Raw genomic sequence first — 17687 nt, forward strand, 5'->3', positions numbered from 1 at the left:
CAGCCTGAAGCGAGTTGTTCAGTCGCCGTTCAGCGTCGTACCGGGCGCTTCTGCAACTTGCGTTGCAGCGTGCGGCGGTGCATGCCCAGGGCGCGGGCGGTGGCGGAGATGTTGCCTTCGTGTTCGGTCAACACGCGCTGGATGTGTTCCCACTGCAGGCGGTCCACCGACATCGGATTTTCCGGCACCAGGGTGTCGAGGTCGGCATGCTCGGACAGCAAGGCGGCCAGCACATCGTCGGCATCCGCGGGTTTGCACAGGTAATTGCAGGCGCCGCGCTTGATCGCCTCGACGGCGGTGGCGATGCTGGAGTAACCGGTGAGGATCACCACGCGCATTTCCGGGTCGAGTTCCAGCAGCTTGGGCAGCAGCACCAGGCCAGAGTCGCCGTCCATTTTAAGGTCGAGGGCGGCGTAGTCCGGCAGGTCGGCCTGGGCGATGGTCAGGCCCTCTTCGGCGGAACCTGCGGTGCTGACGCGAAAACCGCGCCGGCTCATGGCGCGCGCCATCACGCGGGTAAAGGTCGCGTCGTCATCTACCAGCAACAGGTGCGGCAGTTCTTCGCCTTCGACTTGGATCTCGTCACTCATCGATATCTCCTCGTGCGACACGGGGCAGGCGCAGCTCGGTGAGCGTGCCACCTTCCTCATGACTATAGAGCTTCACTGAGCCGCCCGCGCGGGTCACGCTGGCCTTGCTCAAAAACAGGCCCAGGCCGAAGCCTTTGCCCTTGGTGGTAAAGAAGGGTTTGCCGATTTGCTCGGCAATGGCCAGCGGCACGCCCGCGCCGTGGTCACGAATGCTGATGGTGACGTTTTCCGCGTCCCAGTCCAACTGCACCCCGAGGCCTTCAGGGCAGGCGTCGGCTGCATTGTTCAGCAAGTTGAGCAGCGCCTGGGTCAGGTCCGGCGGTGGCGCCATGCGCGGTACGCTGCCTTGGCCCAACAGGTTGAAACGGTAACTGGCTTCGGGGCGCATCAGGTGCCAGCGGTTGAGCGCCTCATCGAGCCACTGGGTGACATCTTGCATTTCGACCGCCAGACGGCGGTTGGCTTCGGCGGCGCGCACCAGTTGCTGGAGTGTCAACTTGCACTGTTTGACCTGCTCCTGCAGTACGCTCAAATCATCCTGCAGGGCCGGATCGTGATGGTCCTGGGTCATTTCCTTGAGCAGCACGCTCATGGTCGCCAGCGGCGTGCCCAACTCATGGGCGGCGCCAGCGGCCTGGGTGGCAACGGCCAGCAGTTGCTGGTCACGCAGGCCCTCTTCACGGCGAATGGCGCGCAGTTCTTCCTGGCGGCGCAATTCTTCGGCCATGCGCGCGGCAAAGAAGGTAATGACTGCCGCAGACAAGGCAAAGCTCAACCACATCCCGTAGATCTGCAGGTTTTCCCGGGCGATCGGGAATGTCTGCAAGGGGTAGAACTGCGCCAACAGCAGGGTGTACAGCGTCAGCGCAATGCCCGACAGCACCACCGAATAGCGCCACGGCAGGGTGACGGCAGCGATGGTCAAAGGCACCAGGTAGTAGGAGACGAAGGGGTTGGTAGAACCACCGGAGAAGTACAGCAACACGCTGTGGATAAACAGGTCACAGGCCAGTTGCAGGGCGTATTCCAGCTCGGTCACAGGCCAAGTGGTGCGCAGTCGAATGGCGGTGAACACACACAATACGGTGGAGAACCCCAGGGTCACGGCCAATTGCAGCCAGGGCAGCGGCAGCAGGTCGAACCAATAGGCAAGCCCGACGGAACCGGCCTGTGCGGCCAATACCAGGGTGCGAATGAACGTCAGGCGCCAAAGGTTCTGGCGGGTGGCGGAAGTCAGTTTTACGGCGGCGAGCATGAGCTCTCCTGATGAGCGCTGCAGGTATATCGCACCGAGTATAACCAAGACACGAGGACGGCAGGGCTTATGCGGCAAACCGCCACAGCGCGGCCTTCTCCTGCCCACATAATTTGGCGCATTACTTACAGGAACCAAGGTGAGCATCGGACCACCCAGAGGCCTACCGCCCACCGATGGGCATCATCATGCCTCGCCACTCAGGAACGATTTCATGCAGATGAATAACGCACTCCCCACTCAAAGGCCCTACACCGCTGAACCGCCATCTGGTGCCACTCTTAGCCGCCAGCGACGTGCAATAGACCAGAGCCCAAACAACGAGCAATACCTCGTGGAAAGCGTGCGCAGGGATTTATCCAATAACGGTGGTGACGGTTACGAACTCGTCAGCGTGAACCACGATCCCGGCAAGACGGTGGGAGCCCATGACAAAACAATTGTACCCGTGGATGTGGGGATCAATATCGACAGCGCCAGCAATGCCGAGAACCTGGCCTTGGCCTTCAAGTCGGTAACGCAAGATGCCGCGCAGACGGTCAAGCAACTGTTCAAAGACAAGTGGAACCTGGACATCGACCCGGACAGAACGTATCTGACGACGTTCAACTACAACACTACCGGCAAGCCGCCCTACCCGGCCAAGCTGGTCGAACAGATTACGCTGACGGACGCCCTGGTAAAAAACAGCCAGACCACGCCCGAAGGAAGAGGGGCGCTGGTTCCTCATTATGTCGGCGGCCCAGCAGTGAGGCTGGTCGATGACCTGCCCCATATTGCACCAGGCGTATTCGACGTCGCCGACCGATTCAACCCCAATCGCGAGTCGGCCCACATTACCCACACCTACCAAGGCATTTATACCGCCTCCACGCCCGGCACCCCGCAGGTCTATGCGCCTTCAACCCAGCTGTCAGTATCGCCAAAGGACTTCAAGGAGCAAATCTGGGCCACCGACTTCCAGCGCCCCTACATCGAGTTCCTTAACGACTTCTGGGACAAGCACGACCGTCAATACCCTATTGTGGCCAAGGCAGCACTCGTCAAAGCTGCACACTCGCAACATCAGGAGGGCAGCCTGACGCAGGAAGACAAACAACTGGTCCTGCGCGCAGCGGGGCTGCCTGGCAACACCCTGGCCTGGGCCGATACGCAGTTCAACGACCTCACACGCCCGACGCCGCCTGATCCTGGACTAGACGTAGGCCTGTTGAGCGTAGGGCAATACAAATCCACCGACCTGATGGTGATCACCGACAAAAACACCCGCCAGGGTGCCGATGGCAAACCGATCAACCGCACACTGCTGGTCATCCCGGGCAACTCTTCGCCAATCCACGCTTTTGACAGCGTAGAGCAAATGAAGCAGTGGTTGGCGAGCCAAGCCGCAGACCCGGAAAAACTCAAGGCACTGGAAGGACACTTCACCTTCAAGGACTTGAACAGCGGCCCGTTCAAAAGCGGCGTGCGTGAAATGCTCAAAGGGATGGCCGTGTGGCCCAAATATGCGCACCACCGTACCTGGCCTCCTGCAACGACCTTGAGCCTCCAGCGCTTCAACGCCACCGGGCGTTCAAACACCGGGCCTGATATCGACGCCACCGCCGATGTCTTTCAACAGATCGGCCAACGCCAATACGATCGGTCGTTCGACGACGCCAAGTCGCAGATCACCTCCGATGCCGACGTCACCAAAGCCAATATCCTGTCGGGCCTCAGCAAGGCAGCCATGATCGCGATGCTCTTTGCCCCGGTGGCCATCGCCGTGCCCGAAGTGGCTTTGGCGTTGGATGGGCTGTACATCGCCTCGGGTATCACCGAAGCAGGCATTGGCGCCGACGATTTGGCCAAGGGCAAACCCGGCGGCGTCGGGCATTTGATTTTTGGCGTGCTCAATGCCGCGCTGCCTGTAGCCACACGCCTGGTGTCCCAGGCCGGTACAGTGGTGGAAGAAGGGGCCTCGGCCAGTTCGCAACGCCCTGTTGGGCAGCCAGTGACTGATGCCCATCTGGGCAAGCCCTCGGTCGACCTTAACGTCGACAATAACTTTGCCTCCTTACTCCCCGAATCGAAACCTGTGGCGCCAGTCTCCGAAACACTGTCGACGGACGGTAAGTTGGTCACCCTCACGGGCACCAAGGATAACCTGGTCAAAGTCGAGGACAACCTGCACATTTTCACCGACATGAATAAAAATGGTCTGGAGCATCGCCTCAACATCATTGGCCACGGCGATGGCACCCATATTTATTACAAAGGCGGCAAACACACCCCGCAGGGGTTGTACAACACGCTCAAGCGCAATGGCATCTTCCCGGAGAGCTATGACAATATTCGCATTCTGAGCTGTTACTCCGGGGCGCAGGGCGAGAACTCCTTCGCCGCTCAATTTCAGCGACTCACCGGACGCCCAGTGAAAGGCTATGTAGGTGAACTGACTGCCAGGTACTCGCCCGAAGAGATCCTGGGAGATAACCAGACAATCTACGAAAGTGGCAAACCCCCTGTAACCTTCGATCATCCCAGTCCCGACGATGGCGTTTCGGGTAAAGAATTCAAGCCGGTGAAGACCAACCCATATTCGATTTTCGATCACCCGTTCAAATGGTGGAATTTCAGCTACAAGCCTGTGACGTTTACTCCAAAAGGGGCCACCCTGTAACAGGGTCCTCGCGTGGCGTGAGGGTAGCGCACGCCACGCTGAAATTTATTTGTATTGGGTAAACCCGACGAACCCCAAGGCTACGTCTACAGTCTTACCGAACACGAATATCCCCAGGAGCTTCCATGTCTCGTTTCACTCGCAGTGCAGTTGTTCTCACCCTCAGCGCCAGCGCCCTGGCCAGCCTGCCGGCCATGGCCGCCGATGCACTGAATTACAACCAGATCTCCCTGCGCGCCGAAGTCAGCCAGGAAGTGGCCCGCGACAAGATGATCGTCACCCTTTACACCGAATCGCAAAACGCCGACCCGGCCAAGCTCGCGGCCGAAATCACCACCACCCTGAACCAGGCGCTGGGCCAGGCTCGCGAAGTCAAAGGCGTGACCTTGCGCCAGGGCAGCCGCAACAGCTACCCGATCTACGACAGCAAGAACCAGAAGATCACTGGCTGGCGTGAACGTGCAGAACTGCGTATGGAAAGCGCGGACTTCCCGGCACTGTCCAAACTTACCGGCGAGCTGCTCAACACTCTGAAGATGGACAGCATGGACTTCGCCATCGCCGATGCCACGCGCAAGGCCAGCGAAGATGCGCTGCTCAAAGATGCCGTGGCTGCATTCAAGGCGCGTGCGCAACTGGCTACCGATGCACTCGGTGGCAAGGGCTACAAGATCGTCAACCTGAACTTCAACACTAATGGCTACCCGATGCCCTACGCCCGCAATGGCGGCATGATGATGAAAGCCGCCATGGCCGATTCAGCACCGACGCCTGAAGTGGAAGCCGGCACCAGCCAGGTCAACATGAGCGCCGACGGCGTGATCGAAGTTTTACAGTAACTTTTTTAGACAGGACAACGGCGCAACCCCACGGGGCTTGCGCCTTTTTTTTGCGCGTTAGCGCCACGTCATATCCAGCAGTACATCTCGCAGGAATCAAGTGCCCGGCTTCCACGACTCATTACTGCCATAGCTACCAGGGAGGGATGTGCTGGCATTTATTCATACAATGAGAGCCGAATTTATGTCCCTGTCACTCAACTCAACCCACAGGTTATCGCTGCCACTCGTAGTCGCCAAACCGACGTCGGCCATTCAAGCGCAGGCGACACCGCCCACTGCAAAAACCGCCCAACCCGACGAAACAGCACTGCTCAAGGCCTATCTCGAGGCCGCACAACGTAAGGTGTTACACGGCAATGCCGGGCTTATAACCGTGCCGCCCCAGAGCACTCTGGGCCAGTGGCTTGGGCTGTATCGCATGCATTTGGAAAACGCCGTGGTACAAGGCTGGCTGCAGGAACAACACTTCGCCCCGGACACCTTGCTTTCAATCAACCCGTCTACAGGTACCTTGTCCGCCAAGGTCGAGGGCAAAACTAAAACCTTCCATCTCTCGGATTCATCAGGCTGGGGACAAATTTCAGGACCATTGCTGGACGCCGCAAAGATTATCGCCCCTGGAAATAACGGTGATTTACGTGTGAGGCTGGGCAAGGACTCCATCAAGGTCAGCGCAAAAGTGGTGGCCAACTTTGAAGGTGTGCCCCTTCCCCAAAAGCTGTCACAGGCTCGAACACAAATAAGGCACCTGGAACACAAAGACACCTTCGATCCTATCCCCGCCGATGACCGCCTGCGCCCTGCCAGCAGCCGCTCGCCACAGGCGCTGCAGGTGCAAAAACACAACGCCGCCAACTACTACAGCACCGCACCACAAGCCTTGGCTTACAAGCGCCTGGCCGTTGACGTCGCAGACAACCTGCCCAATACGCGGGCAGAGGCCAAAAAGTGGGCGGATGACCTGCTGCTCAAACTCACGGGCAAACCTATCGACTCCGACACCGTGTACTTGAACCGTTTCAAAGGTGGCGAAAGCGCAGACACGGCGACCGGCTGGGAACACACCTTTCAAGAACCCTGGTCTTCGCTGCGCTTGCCCGACGCCTTGCTGAAGAACTTCTCCGAGCACGACTGGGTGCCCGGCAACCTGGACCTGGAAGCGGGGCTGTATACCCAGCCTGCTGGGCAAAGCGAAAAAGGCGGCTACGGCAAACACAATCAAATCGACCTCAAGCCGTCCCAAGTGATGCATGAAAGCTGGAAAACCGACTTTCAGACCCAAATGACCCAGAAGATTGACCACTTCTGGAGCACGCATAACGACGAGTATGAGACGACGATCAAAGGTGAATTCATCTTCCAGGCCCGCAAGCAATTGAAAAGCGCCGAGAGCAGACCCCCTCTTGAACGTTCCTTGCAAGCGCCCGAGCACCAGTTCACCCGTGACGACTACCGTTTGGTGATGGGTGCTGTGTCCAACCTTACGCTCGATGAAAACGCCCCGATCACCGTGGAACAACTCAAGGCCAAAGCACCGGCAAACGGCAACGTTCAAGCGCATGCCCTGAGCCTCCACGGGGTTACGTCCAGCGATATAGTGAGATTCAGCGCTGCGGACGGTGGCCGGCAAGTGCTCTATATACCGGGCGCCGAACCCGCATTCTTGCGCTTTGATTCTATTGAGAAGCTGGATCAGTGGCTGCTCGAGCAAGCCAAGGACCCTGCAAAACGCGAAGCACTGGCGGCTCACTTCCCGATGATCTATCGCCAGGACCAGACCAAGAGCTTTGCTGAACGCGCGGCAAAAGTACTGATGCCCATTCTGTGGTTCACCCATGTGGGCGAAAAGAAGGATGGCCTGGACACCCTCTTGGCGAAAATGGCCAGTGGTGAGTTGAAGGGGTCAGCGATTGACCGCAGCCACGCTGCCATTAAAGACGACGTTTTTTCCACATTGGCGACGGCCGCCAAAGAGCGGATGAACAGTGATGCCGATGTAGTCATCAAGTCCGACAGCGAGGTGATTCGCGATACGTGGCTGAACGACATCACCGTAGCCGCCGGCCTGCTGGTCAAACTCGCGCCCATCGCCGCGCCCGTAGCCGCCGCAGCGGTGGCGGCCGGGTTGACCGAGGTGGTGCTAGGGGCAGAAAAAACCTCGTCTGGCGACACCGTGACAGAGCGGGATGAGGGCGCCTCCAAAGCGTTCGATGGCTTACTCAATACAGTGTTTTCCTACGGTGCCAGTGCTGTGCCGGAAGACCCTTTTGCACTGCCCGCAGAAAAAGAACTGCCGCGCCTTAAGCCCCAGTCTCTCCCCAGGGCAAACGCTCGCGAACCACAACCTGGGACGTCCACAGGCACCCCTGTGGTTAGCGACTCCGTTAACGCCCCACTCCCCAGATCCCGTTCACTCATTCCAATGGCGCAATATGCCGTCCCGGAGGGTGAACAGCTGATAAAGAACGCGCCTCGCGACGCGTTGGGTGTTTATCGAGTAACCGACAGTCAGGGAGTGCTGCGCCAGTTAGTGCGCCTTACCGACGAGACGGGGGCGAGCAAGGTATTTGAGATATCGGGGCGTTACCGGACCGGTGATGCATTTGCCAGAGTCATCAACCCCGATAACGGCGCGGGGCTGATGGTCATCACACCCGGGCGTAACGGAGAGTGGGCGCGGGCACCGGGTGATGGCGGGATAAAATGGCCGTGGCCGTGGCAACGTCCTGTGTCCCCGACACCCAGTAACGATTTAAAAACGCCCGCACATGTATCGGATAATTTTATTGAGTTAGACGGCACCAAAATGAAAGGCGCTGACCTATTCGACAAGTATTTCAACGTTGAAGAGCAAGCGAACTATAAATATGGCGTCACTTTCAGGGAAAATAACGGTATTTTAGAAAATCGTCCTGTCTTTTCCTGGACAGCAGACAGCGCGGATTTCACCGTACTTGAATCGGAAACAGCCTCCCCCTCCTCGTTTGGTAGCAGCAATTACTCCGAATACTTTATCAAAGACATCGACCGAGACCCTTACACAATAAGACGCCCTGGCCTGGAGAACGTTGAGATCAACATACCCCGGCAGCTAGCAGGAATGACCATCCCAGATAACTTAGAAGGGTCAATTCGTGAGGGTCTGGTAAGGGACGGGATCGATACATTTGAGCGCACCGTGCCCAATCCTGACATGCGAGCGGCAATTTCAGAGGTTGCTCATCAAGGTTCTTCCGCTCCTGCGTGGTTTGAATTGCAACCTCCGCGAGTGAAAGACGGCTATAGCAGCAGCGTTGGCGACCGGCAGTACTTCATCGACTACAACCCTCTAAAAAATGAGACCGAGGTCACAATAGTCACCCAATGGCACCTGAAATATGATGTTAGAGGTGAGTCCACCCTCGTCGATGACGTGAACATAACAGCCACTCGGACTTTCACCCTTCGTGAAAGTAATGAAATAGACGGCCCGCCCGTTACAATCGATAAATCGGCTCCCACCCGTATAGAGGTATCCCCCGCATAAAGGTATCCCCTACCTAAGCCAGCTGAACGGCGGTAACCTCGGTGACCGCCGTTTTTGTTTGGGCTGCTTTAAGATGCCCGCCGCCTCAGGGGTCTCCATGGAAAAAATCGCCGTAAAGCCACTGCTCCTCGCCGCAAGCCTTCTGGCCTTTATACCAATGACCCAGGCAGCCACCACCCTGGTCTACTGCTCCGAAGCCAGCCCCGCCGGCTTCGACCCCAGCCAATACACCAGCGGCACCGATTTCGATGCGTCCGCCGAAACCGTGTTCAACCGCCTGACCCAGTTCAAGCGCGGCGGTACCGAAGTCGAACCTGGCCTGGCCACCAGTTGGGATGTTTCCAAGGATGGCCTGACCTACACCTTTCACCTGCGTGAAGGCGTCAAGTTCCATACCACCGACTTCTTCACCCCGACTCGTGACTTCAACGCCGATGACGTGCTGTTCACTTTTAATCGCCTGCTCGATGCCGACAGCCCGTTTCGCAAGGCCTACCCCTCAGAGTCGCCCTACTTCACCGACATGGGCTTGAACACCACGATCAAGAACGTCGAAAAACTCGACGAGCGCAGCGTGCGGTTCAACCTGAACACGGTCGATGCTTCGTTCGTGCAAAACCTGGCCATGAGCTTCGCCTCTGTGCAATCGGCTGAATACGCCACCCAGTTGTTGAAAGAAGGCAAGGCGGAGCAGATCAACCAGCAACCGGTCGGCACCGGGCCGTTTGTGTTCAAGCGCTACCAGAAAGACTCGCAGATCCGTTATGTGGCCAATAAACAGTATTGGAAGCCCGAGGACGTGAAGCTCGATAACCTGGTGTTCGCCATCACCCCGGACGCCGCCGCGCGCCTGCAGAAACTCAAGGCGGGCGAATGCCAGGTCAGCGGTTACCCACGCCCCGCCGATATCGAGGTGATGAAGCAAGACCCCAACCTGCGCGTACTGCAACAAGCGGGCTTCAACCTGGGCTTCCTGGCCTATAACGTGACTCACCCGCCGCTGGATCAACTCAAGGTTCGCCAGGCACTGGACATGGCCATCGACAAGCCCGCAATCATCAAGGCCGTGTACCAGGGCGCCGGGCAATTGGCGCAGAACGCACTACCTCCCGCGCAGTGGTCTTATGACCCGAAAATCCAGGACGCCCCCTACGACCCGACCAAGGCAAGGTTGCTACTAAAAGAAGCAGGGGTTGCACCAGGTACCACCATCAACCTGTGGGCAATGACCGTACAACGCGCCTCAAATCCGAATGCGCGGATGTCTGCACAAATGATTCAACAGGATTGGGCCAAGGTCGGCATCAAGGCCAACATCGTCAGCTATGAGTGGGGCGAATACATCAAGCGCGCCAAAAATGGCGAACACGATGCAATGATTTATGGCTGGACCGGCGACAATGGCGACCCCGATAACTGGCTGGGCGTGCTCTACAGTTGTGCTGCGGTCAAGGGCAGCAACTACGCCAAATGGTGTAACCCGGCCTATGACAAGCTGGTGCAGCAAGCCAAGGTCAGCAGTGACCGCGAGCAGCGCATCAAGTGGTATCAGCAGGCACAGAAAATCCTTAAGGAACAAGTACCTATAACGCCTATTGCGAACTCGACGGTTTTCCAGCCTATGCGCAAGCAAGTGCGTGACTTCAAGATCAGCCCGTTTGGGCTAACGCCGTTCTACGGTGTGGGTCTAGATAAGTAACAGCCGCGCCCCAACCGAGTGCGCTAGACGCCTCGGCTGGGCTTTTTTGGTGCGCCATTTGCACCGAAAAAACCCTCCAAACAGGCACTTTTGTGTCGAAACTTTCATAATTGCGACATTCCTGTACGTTCGTACCACAGTTTTCCCTTTGCAACCGCTCTGCATCTTGCATTGGGTATGGCGCCTGCATAAGTATCCGCAGGCCGACTCACGAGGTCGCCCTCACCACCAAAAATGACAACAAATCATGAGGCCAACATGCTTAAACACGCAGTCCTTCCGTTATTAGTGAGCGCTGGCCTTATGGCCGCAGCCCCCGTAGCCCTTGCGGCAACTAACCTGGTGTTCTGCTCCGAAGGGAGCCCGGCCGGTTTTGATCCAGGCCAGTACACCACCGGAACAGACTTCGATGCCTCGGCCGAAACCATGTTCAACCGCCTGAGCCAGTTCGAACGTGGCGGCACCGCCGTCGTTCCTGGCCTGGCCACTAGCTGGGACGTGTCCCCGGATGGCCTGACGTACACCTTCCACCTTCGCGAAGGCGTCAAGTTCCATACCACCCCGTACTTCAAGCCAACTCGTGAATTTTCGGCTGACGACGTACTGTTCACCTTCAACCGGATGATCAATAAAGACGATCCATTCCGTAAGGCCTACCCCACCGAGTTCCCGTACTTCACGGACATGGGGATGGACACCAACATCAAGAACATCGAAAAAATCGATGACCACACCGTCAAGTTCACCCTTGGCACCGTGGACGCCGCGTTCATCCAGAACCTGGCCATGAGCTTCGCCTCGATCCAGTCCGCCGAATACGCTGCGCAGTTGTTGAAGGAAGGCAAGCCTGCCGACATCAACCAGAAGCCGGTCGGTACTGGTCCGTTCGTGTTCAAGAGCTACCAGAAAGACTCGAACATTCGCTACACCGGCAACAAGGACTACTGGAAACCTGAAGACGTGAAGATCGATAACCTGATCTTCGCTATCACCACCGACCCGTCGGTGCGTATCCAGAAGCTCAAGAAAAACGAATGCCAGATCACCCTGTTCCCACGTCCGGCCGACCTCAAGGCGCTGGGTGAGGACAAGGACCTGAAACTGCCGCACCAGGCCGGTTTCAACCTGGGCTACATCGCCTATAACGTCATGCCAGTACTCAAGGGCCAGACCGCCGCGAACCCGCTGGCTGACCTGCGCGTCCGTGAAGCCCTGGACATGTCGGTGAACAAGCAGCAGATCATCGACTCCGTGTACCAGGGTGCCGGCCAACTGGCAGTCAACGCCATGCCGCCGACCCAGTGGTCCTATGACACCACCATCAAGGATGCCAAGTACGATCCTGCCAAGGCCAAGGAATTGCTCAAGGCCGCTGGCGTCAAGGAAGGCACCGAGATCACCCTGTGGGCCATGCCGGTCCAGCGCCCCTACAACCCCAACGCCAAATTGATGGCCGAGATGCTGCAGAACGACTGGAAACAGATCGGCCTGAAGGTCAACATCGTCAGCTACGAGTGGGGCGAGTACATCAAGCGCTCCAAAGGCGGCGAGAACCAGGCCATGATCATTGGCTGGAGCGGCGACAATGGTGACCCGGACAACTGGCTGAACGTGCTGTTCGGCTGCGACTCGCTGTCGGGCAACAACTTCTCCAAATGGTGCGACAAGAAATTCGACGGCATCGTTAAAGAAGCCAAGGCCACATCGGATGTCGCCAAACGCACCGAGCTGTATAAGCAGGCGCAACATATCCTCAAAGATGCAGTCCCGATGACACCTATCGCGCACTCGACGGTGTATCAACCCATGCGTAATACCGTGCAGGATTTCAAGATCAGCCCGTTTGGCTTGAACTCCTTCTACGGCGTTAGCGTCAGCGGCAAGTAAGGTTCAATAACGGCGACGTTTCCTAACGTCGCCGTTATTCCATCCGCCTGGACCTTAGGAAACAGACTACGTTTGCAAGCGTTGCCGTCTTACAGCAATGAACTGCGACCCGTGCCTCCGTTGCCTACAAGGTCAGTCAGAATTGACGCATTTACTGCAAGGTCAGCGCCCCATAAGGTCGTAGGACAGCAGAGGCATCACTCTGGGAAGGGCACTTGCTGTGTGTGGGATCAGTGATGTCTGCCTGGCTGTAAGCCAGCAGGAAGGCTCGCTGTTGATAACTACAAACAAGGACCGGGATCGTCATGCGCCATACCACCGTTGTATCCGCTCTGTTTGCCACCAGCCTGCTGGCCATGGCCACCATGGGCCAAGCCGCCGAGAAAAAGAGCCTGGTGTTCTGCTCCGAAGGCAGCCCGGCAGGGTTTGACACTGCGCAATACACCACCGCGACCGACAACGATGCGGCGGAGCCTTTGTATAACCGTTTGGTGGAGTTCGAAAAAGGCGCGACCGACGTCGTCCCTGGGCTGGCAACCAAGTGGGATATTTCCCCGGATGGCCTGACCTACACCTTCCACCTACGTGAAGGGGTGAAGTTCCACAGCAACAAGGAATTCAAGCCGACACGGGACTTCAACGCCGACGACGTGCTGTTCACCTTCAACCGCATGCTTGACCCCGAACACCCGTTCCGCAAGGCCTACCCCACCGAGTTTCCGTACTTCAACGGGATGAGCCTGAACAAGAACATCGCCAAGGTCGAGAAAACCGACCCGTACACCGTGGTGATGACGCTGAACACGGTCGACGCCGCGTTCGTGCAGAACATCGCCATGAGCTTTGCCGCGATCCTTTCGGCGGAATACGCCGAGCAGTTGCTCAAGCAAGGCCGGCCCAGCGACATCAACCAGAAGCCGATCGGCACTGGCCCGTTTGTGTTCCAGCGCTATCAGAAAGACTCGCAGATCCGCTACGTGGGCAACAAGCAGTACTGGGACCCGAGCCGCGTCAAGCTGGACCAACTGATCTTCGCCATCAACACCGACGCCTCGGTACGCGTACAGAAGCTCAAGGCCGGCGAATGCCAGGTGACCTTGCATCCACGCCCTGCCGATGTCGAGGCCCTAAAGGCCGACCCGAACCTGCAACTGCTGACCAAGCCGGGCTTTAACCTGGGCTATATCTCCTACAACGTGCGCCACAAGCCATTCGATCAGCTTGAAGTACGCCAGGCGCTGGACATGGCGGTGAACAAGCAGAGCATCCTCAATGCTGTGTACCAGGGCGCCGGGCAACTGGCGGTCAACGCCATGCCGCCGACGCAGTGGTCCTACGACGACAGCATCAAGGACGCCACCTACGACCCGGAAAAAGCCAAGCAGTTGCTCAAGGCCGCCGGGGTCAAGGAAGGCACCGAGATCACCCTGTGGGCCATGCCAGTGCAACGTCCGTACAACCCCAACGCCAAGCTGATGGCGGAAATGCTGCAGAACGACTGGGCCAAGATCGGCCTCAAGGTCAAGATCGTCAGCTATGAATGGGGTGAGTACATCAAGCGCACCAAGAACGGTGAGCACGATGTCAGCCTGATCGGTTGGACTGGCGACAACGGTGACCCGGACAACTGGCTCGGCACCCTCTACAGCTGCGACGCCATCGGCGGGAACAACTACTCCATGTGGTGCGACCCGGCGTACGACAAGCTGATCAAGCAAGCCAAGGTCGTGACCGACCGCGAACAAAGGACTGTTCTGTACAAACAGGCGCAGCAACTGCTCAAGCAGCAGGTGCCGATCACGCCCATCGCCCACTCGACGGTCAACCAGCCGTTAAGCGCCAAAGTCGAAGGCTTCAAGGTAAGCCCCTTCGGCCGCAACGTGTTCTCGGGCGTCAGCATCAACCCATAAGAAAATAACCGGATGGCGGGGAGCGAAATACGCTCCCCGGCAAACGTGCAGGCTTTTGTTGGGAAATTTCCTACGCCAAACGTTTGCAATAGCTTGAACGAGTTCCACACCCAATAGCCGGATCACCCAAAAAGACCGGCATTAAAAAAGAGAACCAAAGGAGCTTCACCCATGAAACTGAGCAGCAAAGCGCTTCTGGCCTTGGCCATCAGCAGCATCACGGCCACCGCCTACGCTGAAACGCAAAGCCAGGACTTCGTTCCTACCACCCTGGCCGGCACCAGCGCCCAAAGCGAGGCCAAAGGCTTTATCGAAGATTTCAGCCTGGGCGGCACCACACGTAACTGGTACTCCCATGAAAGCAAATACCGTGGGGGCACCTTCTCGTACCAGAAGCACGGCCAGACCCTGACCGATCGCAACCGTACCAACTGGGTGCAGGGCACCATCCTCAACGCCAGCTCGGGTTTCACCCAGGGCACCGTAGGGGTCAAGACTGAAGTGGCGGTGTACAACGCCCTGGTGCTGGATCGCAGCAAGCGTGATATCAAAGGCGGCTCCAACCGTACCCTGGCCGACTCCAACGGTGACGCCGTAGACCAGTGGAGCAAACTGGGCCTGGCCAACGTGCAATTCCGCGTGTCCAACACCACACTGACCGCCGGTCGCCAGAACTTCAGCAGCGGCATCGTCGACACCATCGGCAACCGTGCTCTGCCTTCGAGCTTCCAGGGTGTGAGCTTCAACAGCGAAGAGTTCAGCAACCTGTCGTTCCAGGGCGGCGTGTTCGACCGCGTTTCGCCACGTAGCGAGCAGAGCCTGTCGAAATTCCGTAGCGAATACGGCAATGGCGCAGAAACCGACAAAGTGTCGACCCTGGGTGTGAACTACCAGCCGCTGAAAAGCCTGAAAACCAGCTTCTTCGCCGCCAACGTGAAGGACTTCTGGAACCAGTACTACTTCGGCGCCACCCACGAGCTGGGCGACGCGCAGCAGTTGGGCCTGACCACCGGCTTCAACTACTACAAGACTGTCGATGAAGGCAAAAAAGAGATGGGGGAAATCGACAACGATACCTTCTCCCTCTCCCTGGGCCTGACTCACCAGGCACACAGCCTGACCTTCGGCTACCAGCAAGTGAACGGTAACGAGTACTTCGACTACCTGCACGAAACCAACGGTATCTACCTGGCCAACTCCCTGACGTCTGACTTCAACGGCCCGAACGAGAAATCCTTCCAGATCGCCTATGCCATCAACATGGCTGAATACGGCGTACCCGGCCTGAAGTTCAACGCTTACTCGGCACGCGGCTGGGGCATCGACGGTACCCACTACACCGGCAACAATGGCCGGGCCAAGTTTGCTTATGACGGCATCCAGTCCCAGGACGGCGAGAAGCACCAGGAATACGGTGTAGGCGCCTCTTACGCGCTGCAGAGCGGCCCACTCAAAGCCACCACCGTGCGCGCAACCTATGTTGAGCACCGTGGCAGCGAGTTCCAGTCCGACGGCAGCATCAAAGAGTTCCGTCTGGTTACCACCATCCCGTTCAACATCCTTTAATTAGCGCCAGGCAGGCGGCGAGCTCAGGACGAGCCCGCCGCCTACGCTTTTCTGGCTCCATCGATTGCAGAGGGCTCTGAATGAAAATGCTCCCACTACAAGCCGCCATGGCCGCTGCGCTGTTGAGCGTGGCGATCGGCGTTTCGGCCAAACCGCTGGTGGTCTGCACCGAAGCCAGCCCGGAAGGTTTCGACCCGGTCCTGTACACCACTGCTGTGACTGCTGACGCCGCCGCTGAAACCATGTTCAACCGCCTGGTGGACTTCAAGCCCGGCACCACTGAAGTGGTCCCTGCCCTGGCCAAAGACCTGCCGGAAATCAGCGCCGATGGCCTGACCTACACCTTCCATCTGCGTGACGACATCAAGTTCCACACCACCGACTATTTCAAACCCACGCGCAACCTGAATGCCGATGATGTGCTTTGGAGCTTCCAGCGCCAGCTGGACCCGAATCACCCGTGGCATAACAAGTCCCTCGTGGGCTACCCGTACTTCGAAAGCATGGGGTTCAAGGAACTGCTCAAGAGCGTAGAAAAGACCGACGATCACACCGTCGTCTTTACCTTGACCCGTCCGGAAGCTCCGTTTCTGGCCGACCTGGGTATGGCATTCTCTTCAATCCACTCGAAGGAATACGCCGACCAGTTGCTCAAGTCCGGTAAAACTGAAGACCTCAACGCCAAGCCTATCGGCACTGGCCCATTCGTCTTCAATCGTTATCAGAAAGATGCCCAGGCGCGCTTCAAGGCCAACCCGGACTACTTCCGCGGCAAGCCGGCGGTCGACCCGCTGATTCTGGCGATCACCACCGATAACAACGTGCGCCTGCAAAAGCTCAAGGCCAACGAATGTCAGATCGCGTTGTTCCCCAAGCCGGATGACATTCCAAGCATCAAGAAAGACCCGAACCTGAAGGTCGATGAACTGGCGGCGATGACCACCAGCTACACCGCATTGAACACCACTCGCAAATACATGAGCGATGCCCGAGTACGTCACGCGATCAACATCGCGTTCGACAAGGCCGGTTATACCGAAGCGCTGTTCGGCAAAGGCAATGCAGTCGTGGGCACCGGCCCGTATCCGCCGACCTTGCTGGGTTTCAGTGAAAAGCTGAAAAACCCACCGCGCGACCTGGATAAGGCGCGCGCCCTGCTCAAGGAAGCCGGCGTGCCGGAAGGCACCGAGTTCACGCTGTTCACCCGTAACGGCGGCGGCCCGACAAACCCTAACCCGATGCTCGGCGCCCAGCGTATGCAGGCGGATCTGGCGCAGGTTGGCCTGAAGGTCAATATCAAAGTCATGGAATGGGGCGAAATGCTCAAACGCGCTAAAAACGGCGAGCACGACATGGTGTCGGCAGGCTGGGTCGGTGATAACGGCGACCCGGATAACTTCCTCACCCCGAACCTGAGTTGCGATGCGGCAAAAAACGGCGAAAACTACGCCCGCTGGTGTAACAAAGAGTTTCAGGACTTGATCGACAAAGCTCGTGCGGAAAAGGAACCGGCCTTACGGGCCGCGCTCTATGAACAAGCACAGGATGTCTTCGAAAAAGACCAACCATGGCTTCCCATGGCTTACCCGAAACTATTCACCGCCATGCGCAAGAACGTAGAAGGCTTCATCCAAAGCCCTCTGGGTACGAATAACTTCGCCACCACCCAGGTGAAGTAATAAGAAAAACGCTCGGCACCGTCGACACTGACGGTGCCGGACCTGCCTAACCGGCTGATTGAGGTACACAC

At 57.8% G+C, this 17687-nt stretch carries 10 protein-coding genes; 8 read left to right on the top strand and 2 right to left on the bottom strand.

Annotated elements, in window-relative coordinates:
• Positions 1-29 precede the first annotated feature (29 nt).
• Together HBO10_RS05240 and HBO10_RS05245 are read right to left on the bottom strand one after the other, a co-directional pair.
• On the bottom strand, positions 30-590 hold the full coding sequence (locus HBO10_RS05240; protein WP_003171731.1) for a response regulator transcription factor: 561 nt from the start codon (positions 588-590) through the stop codon (positions 30-32).
• Positions 583-1845: an ATP-binding protein gene (locus HBO10_RS05245; RefSeq protein ID WP_003188495.1), complete on the bottom strand. Its 1263-nt coding sequence runs from the start codon at positions 1843-1845 to the stop codon at positions 583-585. The genes HBO10_RS05240 and HBO10_RS05245 overlap by 8 nt, the downstream gene beginning before the upstream one ends.
• 214 nt (positions 1846-2059) lie before the next feature.
• Between HBO10_RS05245 and HBO10_RS05250 the strand changes: the two genes are divergently transcribed.
• From HBO10_RS05250 to HBO10_RS05285, 8 genes are all read left to right on the top strand, one after another.
• Positions 2060-4507, top strand: a complete 2448-nt coding sequence (locus HBO10_RS05250) for a DUF6543 domain-containing protein (protein WP_169921943.1) — start codon at positions 2060-2062, stop codon at positions 4505-4507.
• A gap of 125 nt (positions 4508-4632) precedes the next feature.
• A complete protein-coding gene (locus HBO10_RS05255) occupies positions 4633-5346 on the top strand; it encodes an SIMPL domain-containing protein (RefSeq protein WP_034126285.1) in 714 nt (237 codons plus the stop codon).
• 184 nt (positions 5347-5530) lie between these two features.
• Entirely contained in the window at positions 5531-8875 is a 3345-nt protein-coding gene (locus tag HBO10_RS05260; protein WP_034126284.1) for a DUF6543 domain-containing protein, read from the top strand.
• Positions 8876-8972: 97 nt separating this feature from the next.
• Positions 8973-10574, top strand: coding sequence for an ABC transporter substrate-binding protein (locus HBO10_RS05265; protein ID WP_034126283.1), 1602 nt, complete (start codon positions 8973-8975; stop codon positions 10572-10574).
• 258 nt (positions 10575-10832) lie between these two features.
• Positions 10833-12461, top strand: coding sequence for an ABC transporter substrate-binding protein (locus HBO10_RS05270; RefSeq protein WP_034126282.1), 1629 nt, complete (start codon positions 10833-10835; stop codon positions 12459-12461).
• A gap of 305 nt (positions 12462-12766) precedes the next feature.
• Positions 12767-14371 carry an ABC transporter substrate-binding protein gene (locus HBO10_RS05275; protein WP_034126281.1) on the top strand — a complete coding sequence of 535 codons (1605 nt, stop codon included), beginning with the start codon at positions 12767-12769 and terminating at the stop codon, positions 14369-14371.
• 171 nt (positions 14372-14542) lie between these two features.
• Positions 14543-15937, top strand: a complete 1395-nt coding sequence (locus tag HBO10_RS05280) for an OprD family outer membrane porin (RefSeq protein ID WP_003188488.1) — start codon at positions 14543-14545, stop codon at positions 15935-15937.
• Between the two features lie 80 nt (positions 15938-16017).
• On the top strand, positions 16018-17616 hold the full coding sequence (locus HBO10_RS05285) for an ABC transporter substrate-binding protein (protein WP_034126280.1): 1599 nt from the start codon (positions 16018-16020) through the stop codon (positions 17614-17616).
• The last annotated feature ends 71 nt before the right edge of the window (positions 17617-17687 follow it).

Origin of the sequence: Pseudomonas sp. WS 5503 (genome assembly GCF_012985385.1) — a bacterium.
GTDB lineage: Bacteria > Pseudomonadota > Gammaproteobacteria > Pseudomonadales > Pseudomonadaceae > Aquipseudomonas > Aquipseudomonas paracarnis.